The following is a 17,832-nucleotide window of genomic DNA, read 5'->3' on the forward strand; positions in this document are numbered from 1 at the left end:
AGGCCGGGTGATCCCCGGCCTTTTGTCTTTGGCAAGATTTCTTTTGAAGAACGCAATGGCGCGCGGCGAGTTCGCAGCATTGGCGGTGTCACCACCCGTGCCGAACTACGACAACGCCTACCGAAAGCTTGCGACAGGCGGGTGAATTCGAACGGCAGTCGCTCACCGTATCCCGCTGTGTTCGCCTCAGCCTGGTTGCTCGGCGACCGCCGACAGATTGCCGCCGACCGATGCTGCCTTCTCGAACGCATTGCAGCCGAGGGCCCGCGCGGTGACGAGATGGGACGGCGCCGCTCGCCCGTTCACGTCGAGCAGAAACTCCGAGGTGACGACGCGTGCGCCGCAGAAATCGAAGATACCGTGATCGATCTGTGTGCGCATCGCCTTGTCGTAGCCGTGCCGCGCATAGGTGCCGCCGTCCGCGCCGCCGATGCCGACGAGGTGGACCGCAAGGCGGCCGAGCCGTTTGCCGAGGGTGCCATCCGGTGCTTCGTCATAGGCCCATCCATTGGAGAACACGCGATCGATCCAGCCTTTGAGCTGGCCGGGGAACGACCACCAGTAGACGGGGTAGACGAGCACGAGCGCGTCGGCCCGGTCGATGCGCTCCTGCTCGCGCGCTATATCCGATGGCAAGGGTGCCTGGAGAAGGTACGCGAAGCGGTCGTCCCGGTTGAAGGCCGGCTGAAAACCTTCTGCGGCGATGTCGGCGATCTCGGTGGTGTGGTCACCGGATTCCTCGACTCCTGCGGCAAACGAGCGCGCGATGGCGTGCGTGAGGGACTTGGAATCGGGATGGCTGACGACGATGAGGGCATGCATGGCGGTTCCTTGTGCGGGGTGTAAACTACTTTTAGTAGGTTACCTTTGGTAGGTTAAAGATGTCAAGCAAGCAGACGAAACCGGTTGAGCAAGCCGCAGCAAAGAAACGCCTTTCCAAGGACGAGCGCAGCCGTCAGCTCATGGATGTCGCGTGGTCCATCGTGCGCAGCGAAGGAACCGATGCGCTCACTCTGGGCTATCTGGCGGAGCGCGCGGGGGTGACCAAGCCCGTCGTGTATGACCATTTCGGCACACGGACCGGCCTGCTGGGCATCCTCTACGGGGAATACGACAGCCGGCAGCATGCACGGATGGACGAGGCCTTGCGGGCGTCGGGCAAGTCGCTGCGCGCCGTGGCGAAGGTGATTGCCTCGACCTATGTCAACTGCGTCATGGAGATGGGTCGCGAGATGCCCGGCATCAGCGCCGCGCTGGCCGGGTCGCCCGAGCTCGACGCGTTGAAGAAGGCGCTTGAGGCTGCGTTCTTGGTGAAGTGTCGGGACGCGCTGCAGCCGTTCGCGAAACAGCCCATGGCGCCGGCCGCCATGCGCGCGGTGCTGGGCGCGGCGGAGGCGGTGTCGTTTGCTGCTGCTGCGGGCGAGTTCAGTCCGGGGGATGCGGAGAATGAAATCTACGACGCGATTGTGCGGATCGTGCAGAGGGCCTGAACCACACGGCCGAAGATGCGCGCGTCTCGCCCGCGAAGCGATTCGGCAACAGCCCGAAGGCTCAGATCACCCTGAAATGATGCGTGCTGTCGCGCGCCAGTTGCGCGACCAGGCCGAACTCCCAGTCGAGGTATGCCTGCATCGCTTCTACCGGCGCATCGGTGCCTTCATAGGGGCGGCGATAGCGGTCGGTGCGCGCCGTCGCGAGGCGCGTTTCGCCGGTCTCCGCTTCCAGGCTCGCAGCAAACCATGCCGTGTTGCCGCCGGTCAGCACCAGCACTTCGACATCGCGCTGCCCGCGCGCATCGAGCAGCGTGCGCAGGTCGGCTGCGGCATAGCGGGCGAGCAGGCTGCTGCCGCACGTCAGCACATAGCGCTGCGATGCGGGGATGACTGCATCGATGGCACCGGCGAGTTGTGCGCGAATGACGTGCCAGGCGCCCGGAATGTGGCGCTTCACGTAGTTGGCGCTGGTGGTCACGTCGAGCACGACGGTGCCGGGCTGCTTCAGCAACTCGGCCAGTGCCTTGGGCGCGATCTCTCCGACGGCTGCCGCGACCGGCGGGTAGGCCGGCGATGGCGCCACTGTCTCCGTGAACGCGGAAGCCGAAGGCGCCGTATCGGGCACATGGACCTCCCACCCCATCTGCGCGAGCCACGATGCGCTCATCGACGCGCGCACGCCATCGTCGTCCGCCAGCACGATGCGCGCACCGCGCACCGGCACCTGGTGGTCGGTCTCCTGAACAAGTTGCCCGCCGGGCGCGCTCGCGAAGCCGGGCAGGTGGCCCGCTGCATATTCCTCGGGCGTGCGCACGTCGAATCGGTAGACGGTGCGGTGCGGCGCTTCTAGCGTCTGCAACGCATCGAGCGGAATGCGCCGCACGCCGGCCGCATCGGCCACCCGGCGCGCATCGGCTGCGGCCTGCGCGCGGTGCGCATCGGACACATCAGCCGGCGCCTGCCGGTCCGCGCCGTGGTCCAGCACCTGCCCCGCGAGCTTCCAGCCGATGGTGCCGTTGCGCAGCGCAGCCACCGGGTTCGGAATGCCCGCATTCACCAGCGACTGCGTGCCGATGATGCTGCGCGTGCGTCCCGCGCAATTGACGATCACCTGCGTCGACGGATCGGGCGCGAGCTCGCGCACCCGCAGCACCAGCTCCGCGCCGGGCACGCTGGTGGCCGAGGGGATGCTCATCGTCTGGTATTCGTCGAAACGCCGCGCGTCGAGCACGACCACGTTGGCCTTGCCCTCGACCAGCGCCTTCACTTCGGGCGCCGAGAGCGACGGCGTGTGCCGCTCGTGCTCGACCAGTTCGCCAAAGGACTTGCTCGGCACGTTGACGTCGCGGAACAGCTCGCCGCCCGCCGCGCGCCAGCCTTCGAGGCCGCCTTCGAGCAGGTGCACGTTGGTGTAGCCCAGCGCAGCAAAGGTGCGCGCGGCGAGCGGGGCGAGGTCGGTGCCGCCGTGCGCGCCATACAGCACGATGAAGGTGTCCAGTCGCGGAATGCGCCGCCAGGCCTCGATCTCGATCTTCGAGAGCGGCAGGTTCGCCGCCCACAGCGGGTGCTCCTGCGCGAACGGATCTTCCTCGCGGACGTCGAGCAGCGCCGTCTCGTCGCGCGCGATGAGGCGTTCGCGCACGGCGGCAAAGGGCACAAGGGGAAATGCGGCAGTCGTCATGCGGATGTAGCTCTGAGTTCTTCGGAGCGGTCCCAGAGGTTGGGAAGCAGCGTGTTGGAGTAGCCCGAGACAAAAGGCTTGCGCCCACCCTCGGCCGGGTAAGTATGCCGCCGTACCGCGCCGATGTTGGCGCCGTAGACGTGGATGCTGATCGACACGCGGTCCGCATGCGCGTTGTGCACGCGGTGCAGGTCGCCGACGGTGGGCGACACGGCCTCCACGTCGCCGGCATCGAGCCGCACCGCATCGCCCTGCGGCTGCGCGCGGCCGTTGGCGTCGAGCACATGGCCCTGGCTGTATTCCGCGCCGCGCAGCATGCCGATCAGGCCCCACACCGTGTGGTCATGGATCGGCGTGGCCTGCCCCGGTCCCCAGACGAAGCTCACGACAGAAAAGCGCTCGGTGCTGTCGGCATGCAGCAGGAACTGCCGGTAGCGCGCCGGGTCGGGTTGGGCGAAGGTATCGGGCAGCCAGTCGTCGCGCGCCACCAGCGTGCGCAGGAGCGAGCCGCCCTCGGCGAGGATGCGGGGCTCGTCCGGCGCGCTGTCGAGCAGCCGGCCGAAGGCGCCGACGAAGTCGCGCAGCGGCGCGATCACGCCGGGCGCTTCCAGAGTTGAGCGTCAGTGATGGCACGCACGTCCACGCGCACCGGCAGGATGCCGTCGCGCGCCGAGCGGTCGGCCACCGCCTGCAGCGCGACGATGTCGGCCTCGCTCACCGGCCGGCCCGCCACCGACGCACGCGCAGTGATGATGCGCGCCGACGCTAGCGGCAGCCGCGTGAGCTGGCTGTAGGCCTGCGCATAGGCCTCGGGGTTGGCCAGCGCCCAGTCGCCCGCGCGGCCCAGGCGGTCGAGGAACTGCACGATGGCCGCACGCTTGGCCGGATCGGCCAGCGAATGCTCGCTCGCGGTGATGAAGCCCAGCGCGGTGTTGATGCCGCGCCCGTCGCGCAGGATGCGCCCGCCCTGCTGCAGCGCGATCGCGTAGTACGGATCGAAAACGGCCCACGCGTCGATCTGCTTCGACGCGAACGCGGCAGCCGCATCGGTGGGCAGCACGAACTTCACCGTCACTTCGCTGCGCGGAACGCCCGCTTCTTCGAGCGCGCCGTAGAGCTGGTACTGCGAGATGCTGCCCCGCGCGGACGAGACGATCACCGTCTTGCCGCGCAGGTCGGCCACGCTGCGCAGCGGCGAATCGGCCTGCACCACGATGCCCAGCGCATCGGGCTTGCCGACGCGCGTGGCGACGATCTTGAGCGGCGTCTTGCCGACCGCTGCCGCGAGCACCGGCAGATCACCGGCCACCGCGGTGTCGACGGCGGCGCTGCGTTGCGCCTCGAAGAGCGGCGCCGCGCCCTGGAAGTTGGCCCAGCGGTAGGCGAACGGTGCGCCGTCCAAGGCCTTCGAGGCTTCGAACAGCGCGCGCAGGCCGCCGGCCTGGTCGCCCAGGATCAGCGTGGTCTGCGGTTGCGCCCAGGTGCGCAGCGTTGTGGTTGCGGCCAGCGAAAGTGCCGCGCCTTGCAGCAGCCAACTGCGGCGCGAGGTTTTGGAGAACAACGGATCGGTCATGCGGCAACTCCGGAAAAAGAAAACAGCGCGCGCTTGCCCGCGCCGACCAGGATCGCATCGTTCTGCGGCGTGTGGATGCGGCTGCACAGCACGTCGCGGTAGTGGCGCTCCAGCGGGTTCTGCCGCGTGAGGCCGTGGTTGCCGCTCAGCTGCAGCGCGAGCTCGACCGCGCGGATCGCGTTGTTCGTCACCGTGTACTTCAGCAGGCCGCTGTCGGTGGCCGGCTGGGCTTGGCCGTGGTCGACAGCCCCGGTTGCATCGTCGAGCAGCACGCGGTTGGTGCGCAGCAGCGCCTCGATCTCGCCGACGTGCTCCTGCACGCGCGGCAGGCTCGCGAGCGGGGCGCCCAGGCTGCCGGGCGCGCGCTGGTTCAGGAAGCCCACGAGCCAGTCGCGCGCGGCCTGCGCCACCGCGTCGTAGAGGCTGCCGAGCAGCACCGTCATCCAGGCCTGCTGGGTGGCGTGCGCGTCGATGTCGGTCTGGCTGCCGGCATCGGGCGCCCAGTCGGCCGGCGCACGCAGGTCGACCGCGTGGTCCAGGTCGATGGCCACGTTCTCGAAGATCACTTCATGGCTGCCCGAGGCGCGCAGGCCCAGGTGGTCCCAGCTGGCGATCACGCGCACGCCGGGGGCGTGGCGCGGAACCAGGAACACGCCGGTGCGCGGCGAGGTTTCATCGGCTTCATGCGTACGTGCCCACACGGCGAGCCATGCAAGGCCTTCGATGCCGGTGGTGTAGAGCTTGTGGCCGTCGATCTTCCAGCCGTTGCCGTCGCGGCGCGCCACGGTCGAGGGCAGGCCGCCGCGGGCCGGTGAACCCAGCGCGGGCTCCACGCGCAGCGCGTTGATGAGCGCGCCGCGCTCCACCGCATCGCGCGACACGCGTTCGCGCAGTTGCGACGGCCAGCGGTTGTCGCCACGCGTGAGCGCGTGGTGCTGCAGGTAGGTCATGGTGAGGATCAGCGCGGTGGCCGGCTCGCCGCGTGCCACGGCCGCGATCACGCGCCGTGCCGTCGCCAGCGTGGCGCTGCCGCCGCCGTAAGCAGCGGGCGCCACCAGGCCGATGAGGCCGTGCGCCTGCAGGGCCTCGAAGTTCTCTCGCGGGAAGGCGCCGCTGCGGTCGTGGTCCGCTGCGGTGGCGGCGAACTGCGCCGACAGCCGCGCGAGCAACGCCGCATCGACGGTGGTGGATGGAATTTCTTCAGGCGTGGCCGACGGGCGGCGCAAGGGGAGTGCACTCATGGCCTGCACGGTACCGGGCCGCCGGCACGCGGAAAACGATGCATCCCGCATATGCAAACTCGTTTTTCTGCGTTCGTTTTTGCGGTGCGTCTGGTTACGGTCTGGCCTCTTGCCATGGGCAGCAAAGAACAAAGACCGCAACGCATGAAAACCGATTTTCCCCTCGACCGACGCAGCCTGTTGCGTACCGCCGCTGCCTGGGGCGCCGCCGCCGCCGGCTTCGGCGCGGCAGGCGCCGCGCAGGCTGCCGCACCGTCACGCGACCTCTCGGGCGTGACCCTGCGCGTGGGCACCTACAAGGGCCTCTGGCGCCCGCTGCTGCAGGCCTCGGGCCAGGCCGACACGCCCTACAGGATCGACTGGCGCGAGCTCAACAACGGGGTGCTGCACATCGAGGCCATCAACGGGGATGCGCTCGACCTGGGCTCGGGCAGCGAGATTCCGCCGGTGTTCGCGGCGCGCCAGAAATCCAGCGTACGACTGGTGGCGGTGACGCACGAAGACCTGAACAACCAGGCCACGCTCGCGCGCAAGGACTCGCCGATCCGTACCATCGCCGACTTCAAGGGCAAGCGCGTGGGCTATGTGCGGGCCACCACTTCGCACTACTACCTCGCCAAGCAACTGGCCGAGGTGGGCCTGTCGTTCAGCGACATCCAGGCGATCAGCCTCACGCCGTCCGACGGCCTTTCGGCTTTTGCGCGCGGCGACCTCGATGCCTGGGCCATCTACGGCTACAACGGCCAGATCGCGCGCACCCAGTACGGCGCGCGGACCATCAAGACCGGCGTGGGCTACCTGTCGGGCAACTTCCCGATCTACGCCAACCCGCGCGCGCTCGACGACATGCTGCGCCGCGCGGCGCTGAGCGACCTGCTGCAGCGCCTGCAGCGTTCGTTCGCCTGGATCAACGGCAACTTCCTGGCCTATGCACGCGCGCAGTCGGCCGAGACGCGCGTGCCGGTCGGCGACCTGGTCGAACTCTTCAACCGCCGCAGCGGCGACTACAGCCTCGGCCCGGTCAGCGATGCGGTGGTGCGCAGCCACCAGGACGTGGCCGACACCTTCTTGAAGATCGGCGTGCTCGATGGACCCGCCGATGTGAAGCCCCTGTGGGACCGCAGCTTCGAAAGCGTATTGCGCCTGCCCGCCGCCTGAACACCCCAACACCCCGACAACAAACAAAGGACTCCCATGAGCCAGAACACCCAGAACGACGTTGAATTCATCGGCATGATCCAGGGCCAGAAGGTCTCGGAGATCCACGCCGCCAAAGGCCCGGCCATCGACCGCGACTACGTGCGAGCCTTCGCGCAGGCGCACGAGAACGCCGGCTTCGACCGCGTGCTGGTGCCGCACCATTCGACTTCACCCGACGCCACGCTCACCGTGGCGCATGCGGCTTCGGTCACCGAGCGCATCCACTTCATGCTCGCGCACCGCCCCGGCTTCGTTGCGCCCACGCTCGCGGCGCGGCAGTTCGCCTCGCTCGACCAGTTCAGCGGCGGCCGGCTCGGCGTGCACTACATCTCGGGCGGCTCCGACGAAGAGCAGCGCCGCGACGGCGACTGGCTCGATCACGACCAGCGCTACGCCCGCACCGACGAATACCTGGAGGTGCTGCACAAGGTGTGGACCGCCGAGAAGCCCTTCGACCACGAAGGCGCGCACTACCGCTATGAAAACGCCTTCTCCGAAGTGAAGCCGCTGCAGACGCGCAACGGCAAGCCGCATGTGCCGGTGTATTTCGGCGGTGCGTCGGAGGCGGCGATTCCGGTCGCTGGCAAATACGCCGATGTGTACGCCCTGTGGGGCGAATCGCTGGACCAGGCGCGCGAGCTCACGACGCGCGTGCGCGCCGAAGCGGCCAAGCACGGGCGCAGCGTGCGCTTCTCGGTGTCGTTCCGCCCGATCCTCGCGGAGACCGAAGAGGCCGCGTGGGCGCGCGCCGAGCACATCCTGGCCGAGACAAAGCGCCTGCGCGTGGTGCAGGGCTACAACCGCGGCGGCCCGCAGCAGAGCGAAGGTGCCAAGCGCCTGCTGGCCGCGGCCGACAAGGGCCCGCGCATCGACAAGCGCCTGTGGACGGCGGTCGCACAGGAAATCGGTGGCCGTTCGAACAGCACCGCGCTGGTCGGCACGCCGGAGCAGGTGGCCGATGCGCTGCTCGACTACTACGACCTGGGCGTGACGACCTTCCTCATTCGCGGCTTCGATCCGCTGGAAGACGCGACGGACTACGGCCGCGAACTGATCCCGCGCACGCGCGAACTGGTGGCGCAGCGCGCGGCTTCCATTCGCAAAGCGGCCTGAGCTGACTTTCTCCCTCCCCTCCCGGGGGAGGGCAGGGGTGGGGGCGAGCGGCATTCAACGCCGCGCAGCCTCGAAGGCCGCGCGTGCCCCCATCCCAGCCTTCCCCCGGAAAGGGAAGGAGCAAAACCAAGAAACCGAATACGAGGAATCTCCATGAGCGCCGTTCTTTCCATCGACCGCAACGCCCCCCAACCACTCAAGTTCAACCCGAACCCGCAGCAGAAGTACTGGTTCGACCCCGTCCCGCCGCGCACCAGCGTGCAGGCCGAGCGCCGCCACCGCCAGGAGCGCCTGGCGGGCGCCTTCCGCTTGTTCGCGCGCTTCGGTTTCGCGCAGGGCCTGGCCGGCCACATCACCGCGCGCGACCCCGAGCTCAGCGACCACTTCTGGGTCAATCCGCTGGGCATTCATTTCTCGCGCATCAAGGTGTCCGACCTGCTGCTCGTCAATTCGAAGGGCGAGACGGTGATCGGCGACCGGCCGCTCAACAAGGCCGCCTTCGCCATCCACGCCGCGATCCACGAGCACCACCCGAAGATCGTCGCGGCCGCCCACACGCATTCGACCTACGGCAAGGCCTGGTCCACGCTGGGCCGCAAGCTCGACACCATCACGCAGGACAGCTGCGTGTTCCACGACGACGTGGCGCTGTTCGACGACTTCACCGGCATGGTGGTCGACACCAGCGAGGGCGACCGCATCGCACAGGCGCTCGGCGACAGGAAGGGCGCGATCCTCAAGAACCATGGCATCCTGACCGCAGGCCCGTCGGTGGAGGCCGCCGCGTGGTGGTACATCGCGCTGGACAACGCCTGCCACACGCAGCTCCTCGCAGAAGCCGCCGGCAAGCCGCAGCCCATCGACGAGGACACCGCGCGCCACACGCACAGCCAGATCGGCGGGCCGGAGGGGGCCATTCATTCCTTCTACAGCCTTTATGAAGGGCTCGTGGAAACCGAGCCCGAGCTGCTGGAATGAACAAGAAGCCGTTCGAGTTCGCGATGACCTCATCCCATTCACGCCCCATGTCCCGTCCCATATCCCGCCGCAGCATCTTGCGCACAGGCGGCGCCGTGGCCGCCGCCGTCGCGCTGCCCGCTTTCTCCTTGCAGGCCCGCGCACAGGGCCGCCCGCTGCTCAAGGCCGGCGACCAGAAGGGCGGCCTGCGCGCATTGCTCGAAGCGGCCAACGGACTCGAAGGCCTCGGTTACGACATCCAGTGGTCCGAATTCCCCGCAGCCGCGCCGCTGGCCGAAGCGCTGAACGCTGCAGCGGTCGACTCGGGGCCCATCGGCGATGCGCCGCTCATCTTCGCGCTTGCTGCGGGCACGCGCGTCAAAGCGATCGGCGCGAACCGTTCCGACTCCTATGGCACGGCCGTGCTGGTGCGCCCCGATTCGCCGCTCAAGACGGCGGCTGATCTGAAGGGCAAGAGCATCGCCACCAACCGCGGCTCCATCGGCCACTACGTGACGCTCAAAGCCATCACCGCGGCAGGCCTGAGGCCCGAGGAGGTGAACATCCGCTTCCTTGCGCCGGCCGATGCCAAGCTCGCGCTCACGCAGGGCTCGGTCGATGCCTGGGCCACCTGGGAGCCCTACACCGCGCTGGCCGAGGTGAGCCAGCACGCGCGCGTGCTCGTGAGCGGGCGCGGGCTGCTGCCGGGGCTGAGCTACCTCGCCGCGACCGATGCCGCCATCGCCGCCAAGCGGCCGGTGCTGCAGGACTTTTTGCAGCGCGTGGTGAAGGCACAAGTCTGGTCGTACCGGAACGTCGATGCCTACTCGGCCGCGCTGGCCCGCATCATCGGCATCCCGCCCGAGGCGGCCAAGCTGCAGTTCGAGCGCCGCCAGCAGAAGTGGGTGGCCATCGACGCGAAAGTCGTCGCCGACCAGCAGGGCACGGCAGATTTCTATAGGCAGGTGGGGCTCATCAAGCAGCCGCTCGATGTGCGGGGCACTTTCGACACCGGCTTCGGCGTGGCCGGCTAGCTAGCCAGCGCGAGAAGGCGCAGGAGTGAGCGCCCTCAGCGCTCCTGCGACATCACCCTGAAGTCCTGCGGCGCCATGCCGTAGGCGCGGCGGAATGCGCGCGTGAAGTCCGAGGCGCTCTTGAAGCCCACGCTGTAGGCGATGTCGGTCACCATCATGTGCGGGTAGCGCGCCAGGTCGCCGGCCGCATGGCGCAGCCGAAGATGGCGGATGTAGGCACCCAGTCCGCCTTCGTGCTGGAACATGCGGTACAGGGTGGGGCGCGGCAGCTGCAGCGCGGTCAGCACCGCCTCGGGCGACAAGTCCGCGCGATGCAGGTTCGCCTGGATGTAGCGCCGCACCCGGCCGAACATGGCCGCCCGCACCGCCGCGCGCGTGTTGCCGCTCAGGCCCGCCTGCTTGCCGAAGGCCGAGACCAGCAGTTGTGTGCCGGTGCGCATTGCGCTTTCCGCCGCGGGCGCGCTCAGGCCCGCGATGTTCTGGCCCAACGTTGCCGCGTGCTCGATGGCCAGCCGCGCGAGCGGCGTGTTGTTGCGGATCGTGCGGCCGTGAATGGCCTCGGGATCGGGAAAGACTTCGGCCACCATCGCGCCCGGCACGAAGAAGGTGAGCACCCGGCAGGCGCTGCGGCGCATGCGCACCGGCTGGCTCATGTCCAGCGCCAGCACGCTGGTGGTGGATGCGTCCGCGGCCTGCGGCTTGCCGCGCAGCGCCATGTCGTCGACGCCGCCTTCGACGAACACATGAAAGGCGTAGTCGCGCACCCGGTCCCTGGAGATGCGTGCGAGCGACCGGTCGAGCAGCATCGCGTCGGAGCGGCAATCGGTAAACACCAGGCCGCCGGCTTCGTAGCGGTCGATGGCGGCGTCGAACGGTTTCTGCAGATCGGACGACGAATGCAGCACGTCGATCACGTGGCCCACCCGGCTGCGCCAGGCCAGCAGCCGCTGCGCCGGCGGTTCTTCCTTCACGCTGAAGTGGCTGTGGGCCAGGCCCTTCGGCGCCAAGAAGGCGCCGGCCGCGGGGTCGCGAAGGTTCATCGAATCGGGGCAGGCACGCCGTGGAATGCGAGGCAGTCCACGAAACAAATGTTAAGAAGTATTAAAAAATGCCTGATTTCGCGCGGATTCTCGCAAGAACTGAGACGCACGGTCAAGCCGCGCTGGGCGGGGGAATCAACCTTGCATCCCAGCGGCCGCATGGTCGCATCGACTTTCCAAGCGGACATCGACATGCAATCAGGCTCTTCCCAACCCCAGGAGCAACCGGTCAGCCCGGCGTTGGCGGCAGGTGCTGCCGGCTATCTTTTCACCGAAGCCAACGAGGCGGAACTGGCGCTGCTGATGTTTTCCATCGAGCGCGGCGACGCGCCGGGGGCGTCGCGGATGGCGCGCCACATCCTGGGCGTGATCGCCGCCTCCGCGCGGTCACGGCCGCCGGCTCCGCAAGCGGTACCGGCGCTCATGGCCAAGGGGTCGCACCGGCAGGCGGCAGCCTCGCCGAGCGTCAGGCTGTCGCCGCGTGAGCAGCAGGTGCTGCAGCTGGTGTCCAGGGGATGGAGCAACCGCAAGATCGCCGAGGCGCTGATCCGATCGGCCAGCACCATCGACACCCAGGTCAAGAGCATCTACCGCAAGCTGGGCGTCAAGTCGCGCGTGCAGGCGGTGCACGAGGCGACGCGCCTGGGTCTTCTGAACTGGAACGAGGGCGAGGGCGCCGCGCACTGAGCGGGCCGGCGCCCGGGCATGGCGCCCAGGCCGGTCAGGCCGACTTCCCAGGCTTTTGCGCCTGCTCGCACTGAACCTGGATCAGCTCGCGCTCGTCCAGCGTCGCGCCGAAGCGCACCGCGCTCAGGCACCCGCCCCATACGCAGCCGGTGTCGGTCGAGAGCAGGTCGGGCCGCGAGAGCCAGCCCAGCGTCGACCAGTGGCCGAAGGCGACCGTGGCCGCCGCCGTCTTGCGCCCCGGCACATCGAACCACGGCAGAAAGCCTTCGGGTCCGGGGATGGAGCCGTCCTTGCTCTCGAACTCCATTGCGCCCTCGGGCGTGCAGTAGCGGATGCGCGTGAGTGCGTTGACGATGACGCGCAGGCGCGCGCTGCCGGTGAGCCTGTCGCTCCATTGCGCCGGTTCGTCGCCGTACATGGTGAGCAGGAAGTCGCCCAGCGCCGGCCCGCGCAGCACCGATTCGACCTCCGACGCCAGCGCCAGCGTGTCGCCCACGGTCCACTGCGGCAGCACGCCGGCATGGACCATCAGCAGGTCGCTTGCCTTGTCGCCCTGGCCGATCTGCATGTGCAGCGCCATGTGCTGGTGGCGCACCCAGTCGAGCAGCGCCTCGCTGTCGGGCGCGGCCAGCAGGTCGGCCAGCGTGTCCTTGCGGCCGGCCTTGCGCGCGCCGTGCGCCACGCCCAACAGATGCAGGTCGTGGTTGCCCAGGACGCTGCGCGCCGAGGCGCCGTAGCCCTGCACGCGCCGCAGCACCGCTGCCGAATCCGGGCCCCGGTTGACCAGGTCGCCAAGGAGCACGAGGGTGTCGCGGCTGGGCGAAAAATCGATCTCCGCCAGCAGCCGCCCGAGGGCAGGGTCGCAGCCCTGCACGTCGCCGATACAGTAAAGTGACATTCCCTCATTCTCTCCCCCTGTTCATGGATGTCCTGCTGCTGGCCTTGCTGACCACCCTCAATGCGGTGTTCGCAATGTCCGAAATGGCCCTTTCAACCAGCCGGCGCGCACGCCTCGCCGCCTTGGCCGAAACGGGGGACACCGGCGCCGCCGCCGCGCTCAAGCTGATGGAATCGCCCACGCAATTCCTCTCGACGGTGCAGATCGGCATCACCTCGATCGGCATGCTCAGCGGCATCGTCGGCGAGGCCGCCTTCGCCGCGCCGCTCGCGGTGTGGATGGAAGACCTGGGCATGGGCGCGGGCACTGCCAGCATCGTTTCCACCGCCGTGGTGGTGACCGGCATCACCTTCTTCACCATCATCTTCGGCGAGCTGGTGCCCAAGCGCATCGGCCAGCTGTACCCCGAGCCGGTCGCGCGCTTCGTCTCGCGCCCCATGCGCGGCCTGGCCAAGGGCGCCAAGCCCTTCGTGTGGCTGCTGGCGGGCGCGACCGCCACCATGCTGCGGGTGCTGCGCATCGACGCCAACGCCGCGCGCTCGGTGACTGAAGAAGAAATTTCCGCCAGCCTCGAAGAAGGCGTGGACGCCGGCGTCATCGAGCAGCACGAGCACCAGATGGTGCGCAACGTGTTCCATCTGGACGACCGCCGCCTCTCGTCGCTGATGATCCCGCGTGCCGACATCGAATGGCTGGACGCCTCCAACACCGTGTCGCAGGCGCTGCAGAAGGTGGCCGATGCGGCCGCGCTCAACCTGGTGCATTCCTGGTACCCGGTCTGCCGCAACTCGCTGGACGACGTGGTCGGTGTGATCAGCGTGGCGCACCTGCTGCGCCTGGGCGCCGCCCACGCCGGCGTGTTGGGCCAGGAGGCCACGCCCGCCGTGTTCGTGCCCGAAACCCTCACCGGCATGGAATTGCTCGAACAGTTCCGCGCCCGCGCCGGCCGGCTGGTGTTCGTGGTGGACGAATACGGCGTGGTGCAGGGCCTCATGACCCCGCGCGACCTGCTCGAGGCCATCACCGGCGAGCTGCAGCCTGGCATGCAGACCGACGCCTGGGCGCGCGAGCGGCCCGACGGCGTGTGGGAGCTCGACGGCCTGATGCCGGTGTCGGAATTGCGCGCGCGCCTGGGCATCCGCGAATTGCCCGAAGAAGACCGGGGCCGCTACAACACGGTGGCCGGCCTGCTGATGTCGGTGTCGGGCCGCCTGCCGGCCGTGGGCGAGCACATCGAGTGCGCAGGATGGATCTTCGAGATCGTCGCGCTCGAGGGCCGCCGCATCGACCGCGTGCTGGCAGCCCCAGACCCGACCGTTCCGCGCGACGACTAGGAGCGTCGGATCTCGCTTCGCCCATCAGCAAACGCTGGCCGGTCGACGAGCCGGGCACCATCGCATCGGCCCGGGGAGCGGGTGGCGGGCTGAAAGACTTGATGACATACAACATTCCGTTGATCGCCGGCGCCGTCCTCAGCGCCATCGCCGCGCTGCTGCACTTGTGCGTCATCGTCGGCGGCCCCGCGTGGTACCGCTTCTTCGGCGCGGGCGAACGCATGGCCTCGGGTGCGGCGGCGGGGCACTGGTATCCGCCGGTGCTCACCGTGGTGATCGCCGGCGTGCTGGCGACCTGGGCTGCGTATGCGCTCTCCGGCGCTGGCGTGATCGATCCGCTGCCGCTGCTGGCGTTCGTGCTGCCCGCCATCACCGCCGTGTACCTGCTGCGCGGGCTGGTGCCGGTGGCGCTCTTCGTTTTCGACCGGCGGCGCCTCAGCGCATTCTGGGTGTGGAGCTCGCTGGTGTGCCTGGTCTTCGGCGTTGTTCATCTCGTCGGGCTGGTGCAGGTTTGGGAGACGCTGTGATGCGTGCGCCTTCGAACATCGAGCGCCTTGAAGCGCTCAAGCAAAATCGCAAGCCTTTCGCCCCCTGCGCAACACCATGACCACGACGCCCGAAGACATCTACACCGAGCCCAACGCCGACCCCGACACCCTCGCCAACCTGGGTCCGCTGCGCGCCATGGCCGGTGTCTGGGAGGGCGCACGCGGCGTCGACGTCAAGCCCAAGCGCGAAGGCCCGAAGACGCAGGTCTACGTCGAGCGCTACGAGCTGCAGCCCATCGACCCGCAGACCAATAGCCCCCAGTTGCTGTACGGCCTGCGCTATCACACCTACATCCACAAGCCCGGCCTCACCAAGATGTACCACGACCAGGTCGGCTACTGGCTGTGGGAGCCGGCCACCGGCACCGTGATGCACACGCTGGCCATTCCGCGCGGCCAGGTGGCCATGGCCAGCGGCCACGCGAAAGCCGGCGACACGCGCTTCACGCTCAGCGCCGAACGCGGCAGCCTGGTGAACGGCATCGTGTCGAATCCTTTCATCGAGCACGCCTTCACCACGCTGGCGTGGAACATCACGGTCACGATCAACCCCGACGGCACCTGGTCTTACGACCAGGACACGGTGATGCAGATCCAGGGACAGGCCGAGCCCTTCCATCACACGGACCGGAACACGCTGACGCGGGTGGCGGCGCCGGTGTTGAATCCGCTGGCGATGGCGGATGCGCCGGCGGCGGTGATCGTGCAGCGCAAATAGCGCAAACAAGATCGGCGCCTACAGCGCGGGCAAGACCTTCCGCAGATGCTCCGCAAACTCCGCCACCAGCGCAGGCGGGCTTTTCAGATCGAACTTCACCGTGAGCCCCACGACCGGCAGCTTCGGCAGCCGCTTGCCCGGCGCCAGAATTTGCAGATCGTCCGGCACGGCGGCCTGCGTCAGCACCGCGATGGCCTGGCCCGAGCGCACCACGGCCAGCAGGCCCGAGATGCTGCCGCTCGCGTAGGCCACGCGGTACGGCCGCTTGACCGCATCGAGCGCTTCGCAGGCCGCGCTGTGGTCCAGGGTGTCGGGGTCGGAAAGGGCCAGCTGAAGCGGCTCGTGCGACACCGCGTCGTCGTGCCTGTTGCCCACCCACACCAGCGGCTCGTGGCGGATCACCGAGGCCTTGTCTTCGGCATCGGTGGTGGAGATCAGCGCGAGGTCGAGCGCATGCTTCCTGAGTCGCTCCTTCAGCCGCGGCGTGGGCGCGCACACCACTTCGACAAACACCTGCGGATGCCGGCCCGCAAAGCTGCGCAAGATGTGCGGAAGGAACGCCGTCGCATAGTCGTCGGGGCAGCCGAAGCGAACCGTGCCCGAGAGCCCCGCGCCCGAAATGTCGGCCACGGCGGCGTCGTGGTGCCTGAGGATGACGAGCGCATGGCCCAGCAGGCGTTCGCCGTGCATCGTGAGCACCACGCCGCGGCCGGTGCGGTTGAGCAGCGGCTGCTCGAGCATGGCTTCGAGCTTCTTGACCTGCATGCTCACCGCGGCCTGCGTGCGGCCGATCTTTCCGGCGGCGCGGCCGAGGGTGCGGGTTTCTGCAATCGCGACGAAGGTGCGCAGCAGGTCGATGTCGAGATGACGAGTCACGGTGCAGGGCGACACATAAGGCCGGCTGATATCTAGGTTAAGACATATTAGCTTTTCTTGTTTCTTCGCCGTTCGTAAGCTCGATGGAAATCAATCCCTCAGGAGCTTGCGATGTCCCGCAACACCGACCCCGCTTTCTGGAGCAACGCGCACCGCCACCTGATCCGCTACGGCGGCAGCTTCGAGCCGATGATCATCGAGCGCGCACAGGGCAGCTTCGTGTACGACGCGGACGGACGGGCCATTCTCGATTTCACATCCGGCCAGATGAGTTCGCTGCTGGGCCACGGCCATCCCGAGGTCGCCGGTGTGGTGGCCGAGCATGCGCGCAACCTGGACCACCTCTTCAGCGGCATGCTGAGCCGCCCGGTGGTCGACCTGGCCACCCGCCTCGCGGAGATCACGCCGCCCGGCCTGGACCGCTCGATGCTGCTGAGCACCGGCGCCGAGGCCAACGAGGCCGCCATCAAGATGGCCAAGCTCTACACCGGCAAGTACGAGATCGTCAGCTTCGCCCAGTCGTGGCACGGCATGACCGGCGGCGCGGCCTCGGCCACCTACAGCGCCGGCCGCAAGGGCTACGGACCGGCCGCGGTGGGCTCGTTCGCGATTCCCGCGCCGTACCCTTACCGGCCGCGCTTCGAGCGCAACGGCAGCTTCGACTGGCAGGCCGAACTCGACTACGCCTTCGACCTGATCGACCGGCAGTCCAGCGGCAATCTCGCGGCCTTCATTGCCGAGCCCATCCTGAGTTCGGGCGGGCTCATCGACCTGCCGCCGGGCTATCTGGCCGCGCTGAAGAACAAGTGCGTCGAGCGCGGCATGCTGCTGATCCTGGACGAGGCGCAAACCGGCGTGGGCCGCACCGGCCTGATGTTCGCCTTCGAGCGCGACGGCGTGGTGCCCGACATCCTCACGCTGTCGAAGACGCTGGGCGCCGGCCTGCCGCTGTCGGCGGTGCTGACCTCGGCGCAGATCGAGGAAGAGTGCCACGCGCGCGGCTTTCTGTTCTACACCACGCACGTCTCCGATCCGCTGCCGGCCGCGGTCGGTCTGAAGGTGCTCGAGGTGGTCACGCGCGACAACCTGGTCGACCGTGCCCGGGTCGCCGGCCAGCGGCTGGAGAACGGCTTGCGCGCGCTGCAGCGTGAGTTCGACTGCATCGGCGACGTGCGCGGCCGGGGCCTGTTGCTGGGCATCGAGATCGTGAAGAGCCGCGCCGGCAAGGAAGGCGCGCCCGACCTGGGAGCGGCCATCACCCGCGAATGCATGACGCTCGGCCTCAGCATGAACATCGTGCAGCTTCCGGGCATGGGCGGTGTGTTTCGCATCGCGCCGCCGCTGACCGTGAGCGATGCGGAGATCGACCTGGGCCTGAGTCTGCTGAAGCAGGCCATCGAGAACGTGGTGGCCTCCGGGACCGCGAGATGACCCCGGGG

The 17,832-nt window shown here is 68.5% G+C and carries 18 protein-coding genes; 10 read left to right on the forward strand and 8 right to left on the reverse strand.

All coding sequences use genetic code 11. The features are described from left to right. Positions 1-186 precede the first annotated feature (186 nt). Entirely contained in the window at positions 187-822 is a 636-nt protein-coding gene (locus tag ABIC90_RS17250) for an NAD(P)H-dependent oxidoreductase (protein WP_354356046.1), read from the reverse strand. A gap of 59 nt (positions 823-881) precedes the next feature. Here ABIC90_RS17250 and ABIC90_RS17255 point away from each other — a divergent pair, with 59 nt between their 5' ends. Continuing rightward, on the forward strand, positions 882-1,490 hold the full coding sequence (locus ABIC90_RS17255) for a TetR/AcrR family transcriptional regulator (RefSeq protein ID WP_354356048.1): 609 nt from the start codon (positions 882-884) through the stop codon (positions 1,488-1,490). Between the two features lie 61 nt (positions 1,491-1,551). Here the strand turns inward: ABIC90_RS17255 and ABIC90_RS17260 are convergent, their stop codons facing one another. Genes ABIC90_RS17260 through ABIC90_RS17275 form a run of 4 tightly spaced genes read right to left on the reverse strand, consistent with a single transcriptional unit; the run spans position 1,552 to position 5,988 of the window. Continuing rightward, complete coding sequence (locus ABIC90_RS17260) at positions 1,552-3,174, reverse strand: rhodanese-related sulfurtransferase (RefSeq protein ID WP_354356050.1); 1,623 nt, start codon at positions 3,172-3,174, stop codon at positions 1,552-1,554. Continuing rightward, positions 3,171-3,770: a cysteine dioxygenase gene (locus ABIC90_RS17265; RefSeq protein ID WP_354356052.1), complete on the reverse strand. Its 600-nt coding sequence runs from the start codon at positions 3,768-3,770 to the stop codon at positions 3,171-3,173. The genes ABIC90_RS17260 and ABIC90_RS17265 overlap by 4 nt, the downstream gene beginning before the upstream one ends. Next, positions 3,767-4,747 carry an ABC transporter substrate-binding protein gene (locus ABIC90_RS17270; RefSeq protein ID WP_354356054.1) on the reverse strand — a complete coding sequence of 327 codons (981 nt, stop codon included), beginning with the start codon at positions 4,745-4,747 and terminating at the stop codon, positions 3,767-3,769. Before ABIC90_RS17270 ends, ABIC90_RS17265 begins: the two co-directional genes overlap by 4 nt. Beyond that, positions 4,744-5,988, reverse strand: a complete 1,245-nt coding sequence (locus ABIC90_RS17275) for an acyl-CoA dehydrogenase family protein (RefSeq protein WP_354356056.1) — start codon at positions 5,986-5,988, stop codon at positions 4,744-4,746. Before ABIC90_RS17275 ends, ABIC90_RS17270 begins: the two co-directional genes overlap by 4 nt. 144 nt (positions 5,989-6,132) lie before the next feature. On the opposite strand from ABIC90_RS17275, the gene ABIC90_RS17280 reads away from it, so the two are divergent. The 4 genes from ABIC90_RS17280 (at position 6,133) to ABIC90_RS17295 (ending at position 10,292) form a co-directional block, all read left to right on the forward strand. After that, a complete protein-coding gene (locus tag ABIC90_RS17280; protein WP_354356058.1) occupies positions 6,133-7,146 on the forward strand; it encodes an ABC transporter substrate-binding protein in 1,014 nt (337 codons plus the stop codon). 36 nt (positions 7,147-7,182) lie between these two features. Then, positions 7,183-8,301 (forward strand): LLM class flavin-dependent oxidoreductase, encoded by a 1,119-nt coding sequence (locus tag ABIC90_RS17285; protein WP_354356060.1) that lies wholly within the window; start codon positions 7,183-7,185, stop codon positions 8,299-8,301. Between the two features lie 153 nt (positions 8,302-8,454). Continuing rightward, on the forward strand, positions 8,455-9,279 hold the full coding sequence (locus ABIC90_RS17290) for a class II aldolase/adducin family protein (RefSeq protein ID WP_354356062.1): 825 nt from the start codon (positions 8,455-8,457) through the stop codon (positions 9,277-9,279). Between the two features lie 47 nt (positions 9,280-9,326). Beyond that, entirely contained in the window at positions 9,327-10,292 is a 966-nt protein-coding gene (locus ABIC90_RS17295) for an ABC transporter substrate-binding protein (protein WP_354356064.1), read from the forward strand. 35 nt (positions 10,293-10,327) lie between these two features. On the opposite strand, the gene ABIC90_RS17300 is transcribed toward ABIC90_RS17295, so the two are convergent. Beyond that, positions 10,328-11,332 carry an AraC family transcriptional regulator gene (locus tag ABIC90_RS17300; protein WP_354356066.1) on the reverse strand — a complete coding sequence of 335 codons (1,005 nt, stop codon included), beginning with the start codon at positions 11,330-11,332 and terminating at the stop codon, positions 10,328-10,330. A 192-nt stretch (positions 11,333-11,524) separates the two neighbouring features. On the opposite strand from ABIC90_RS17300, the gene ABIC90_RS17305 reads away from it, so the two are divergent. Beyond that, positions 11,525-12,019 carry a response regulator transcription factor gene (locus tag ABIC90_RS17305; protein ID WP_354356068.1) on the forward strand — a complete coding sequence of 165 codons (495 nt, stop codon included), beginning with the start codon at positions 11,525-11,527 and terminating at the stop codon, positions 12,017-12,019. Between the two features lie 34 nt (positions 12,020-12,053). Here the strand turns inward: ABIC90_RS17305 and ABIC90_RS17310 are convergent, their stop codons facing one another. Further along, positions 12,054-12,917, reverse strand: coding sequence for a symmetrical bis(5'-nucleosyl)-tetraphosphatase (locus tag ABIC90_RS17310; RefSeq protein WP_354356070.1), 864 nt, complete (start codon positions 12,915-12,917; stop codon positions 12,054-12,056). Between the two features lie 23 nt (positions 12,918-12,940). Between ABIC90_RS17310 and ABIC90_RS17315 the strand changes: the two genes are divergently transcribed. The 3 genes from ABIC90_RS17315 (at position 12,941) to ABIC90_RS17325 (ending at position 15,517) form a co-directional block, all read left to right on the forward strand. Next, the gene (locus ABIC90_RS17315) at positions 12,941-14,251 is read left to right on the forward strand and encodes a hemolysin family protein (RefSeq protein WP_354356072.1); all 1,311 of its coding nucleotides are present in this window, start codon (positions 12,941-12,943) and stop codon (positions 14,249-14,251) included. A gap of 101 nt (positions 14,252-14,352) precedes the next feature. After that, positions 14,353-14,778, forward strand: a complete 426-nt coding sequence (locus ABIC90_RS17320) for a hypothetical protein (RefSeq protein WP_354356074.1) — start codon at positions 14,353-14,355, stop codon at positions 14,776-14,778. A gap of 76 nt (positions 14,779-14,854) precedes the next feature. Next, on the forward strand, positions 14,855-15,517 hold the full coding sequence (locus ABIC90_RS17325) for an FABP family protein (protein WP_354356076.1): 663 nt from the start codon (positions 14,855-14,857) through the stop codon (positions 15,515-15,517). 18 nt (positions 15,518-15,535) lie between these two features. Here ABIC90_RS17325 and ABIC90_RS17330 read toward each other — a convergent pair whose 3' ends face one another. Beyond that, positions 15,536-16,393: a LysR family transcriptional regulator gene (locus tag ABIC90_RS17330; protein ID WP_354356078.1), complete on the reverse strand. Its 858-nt coding sequence runs from the start codon at positions 16,391-16,393 to the stop codon at positions 15,536-15,538. 111 nt (positions 16,394-16,504) lie between these two features. On the opposite strand from ABIC90_RS17330, the gene ABIC90_RS17335 reads away from it, so the two are divergent. Further along, positions 16,505-17,824: an aspartate aminotransferase family protein gene (locus ABIC90_RS17335; protein WP_354356080.1), complete on the forward strand. Its 1,320-nt coding sequence runs from the start codon at positions 16,505-16,507 to the stop codon at positions 17,822-17,824. Positions 17,825-17,832 lie beyond the last annotated feature (8 nt).

It is taken from the genome of Variovorax boronicumulans (genome assembly GCF_040544675.1).
Classification (GTDB): Bacteria; Pseudomonadota; Gammaproteobacteria; order Burkholderiales; family Burkholderiaceae_C; genus Variovorax; species Variovorax boronicumulans_D.

Excerpts from the sequence above, each read along its gene's own strand:
- ABIC90_RS17250 (WP_354356046.1), bottom strand. The coding sequence starts at position 822 with ATGCATGCCCTCATCGTCGTCAGCCATCCCGATTCCAAGTCCCTCACG.
- ABIC90_RS17255 (WP_354356048.1), top strand. The coding sequence starts at position 882 with ATGTCAAGCAAGCAGACGAAACCGGTTGAGCAAGCCGCAGCAAAGAAA.
- ABIC90_RS17260 (WP_354356050.1), bottom strand. The coding sequence starts at position 3,174 with ATGACGACTGCCGCATTTCCCCTTGTGCCCTTTGCCGCCGTGCGCGAA.
- ABIC90_RS17270 (WP_354356054.1), bottom strand. The coding sequence starts at position 4,747 with ATGACCGATCCGTTGTTCTCCAAAACCTCGCGCCGCAGTTGGCTGCTG.
- ABIC90_RS17275 (WP_354356056.1), bottom strand. The coding sequence starts at position 5,988 with ATGAGTGCACTCCCCTTGCGCCGCCCGTCGGCCACGCCTGAAGAAATT.
- ABIC90_RS17280 (WP_354356058.1), top strand. The coding sequence starts at position 6,133 with ATGAAAACCGATTTTCCCCTCGACCGACGCAGCCTGTTGCGTACCGCC.
- ABIC90_RS17285 (WP_354356060.1), top strand. The coding sequence starts at position 7,183 with ATGAGCCAGAACACCCAGAACGACGTTGAATTCATCGGCATGATCCAG.
- ABIC90_RS17290 (WP_354356062.1), top strand. The coding sequence starts at position 8,455 with ATGAGCGCCGTTCTTTCCATCGACCGCAACGCCCCCCAACCACTCAAG.
- ABIC90_RS17295 (WP_354356064.1), top strand. The coding sequence starts at position 9,327 with ATGTCCCGTCCCATATCCCGCCGCAGCATCTTGCGCACAGGCGGCGCC.
- ABIC90_RS17300 (WP_354356066.1), bottom strand. The coding sequence starts at position 11,332 with ATGAACCTTCGCGACCCCGCGGCCGGCGCCTTCTTGGCGCCGAAGGGC.
- ABIC90_RS17305 (WP_354356068.1), top strand. The coding sequence starts at position 11,525 with ATGCAATCAGGCTCTTCCCAACCCCAGGAGCAACCGGTCAGCCCGGCG.
- ABIC90_RS17310 (WP_354356070.1), bottom strand. The coding sequence starts at position 12,917 with ATGTCACTTTACTGTATCGGCGACGTGCAGGGCTGCGACCCTGCCCTC.
- ABIC90_RS17315 (WP_354356072.1), top strand. The coding sequence starts at position 12,941 with ATGGATGTCCTGCTGCTGGCCTTGCTGACCACCCTCAATGCGGTGTTC.
- ABIC90_RS17320 (WP_354356074.1), top strand. The coding sequence starts at position 14,353 with ATGACATACAACATTCCGTTGATCGCCGGCGCCGTCCTCAGCGCCATC.
- ABIC90_RS17325 (WP_354356076.1), top strand. The coding sequence starts at position 14,855 with ATGACCACGACGCCCGAAGACATCTACACCGAGCCCAACGCCGACCCC.
- ABIC90_RS17335 (WP_354356080.1), top strand. The coding sequence starts at position 16,505 with ATGTCCCGCAACACCGACCCCGCTTTCTGGAGCAACGCGCACCGCCAC.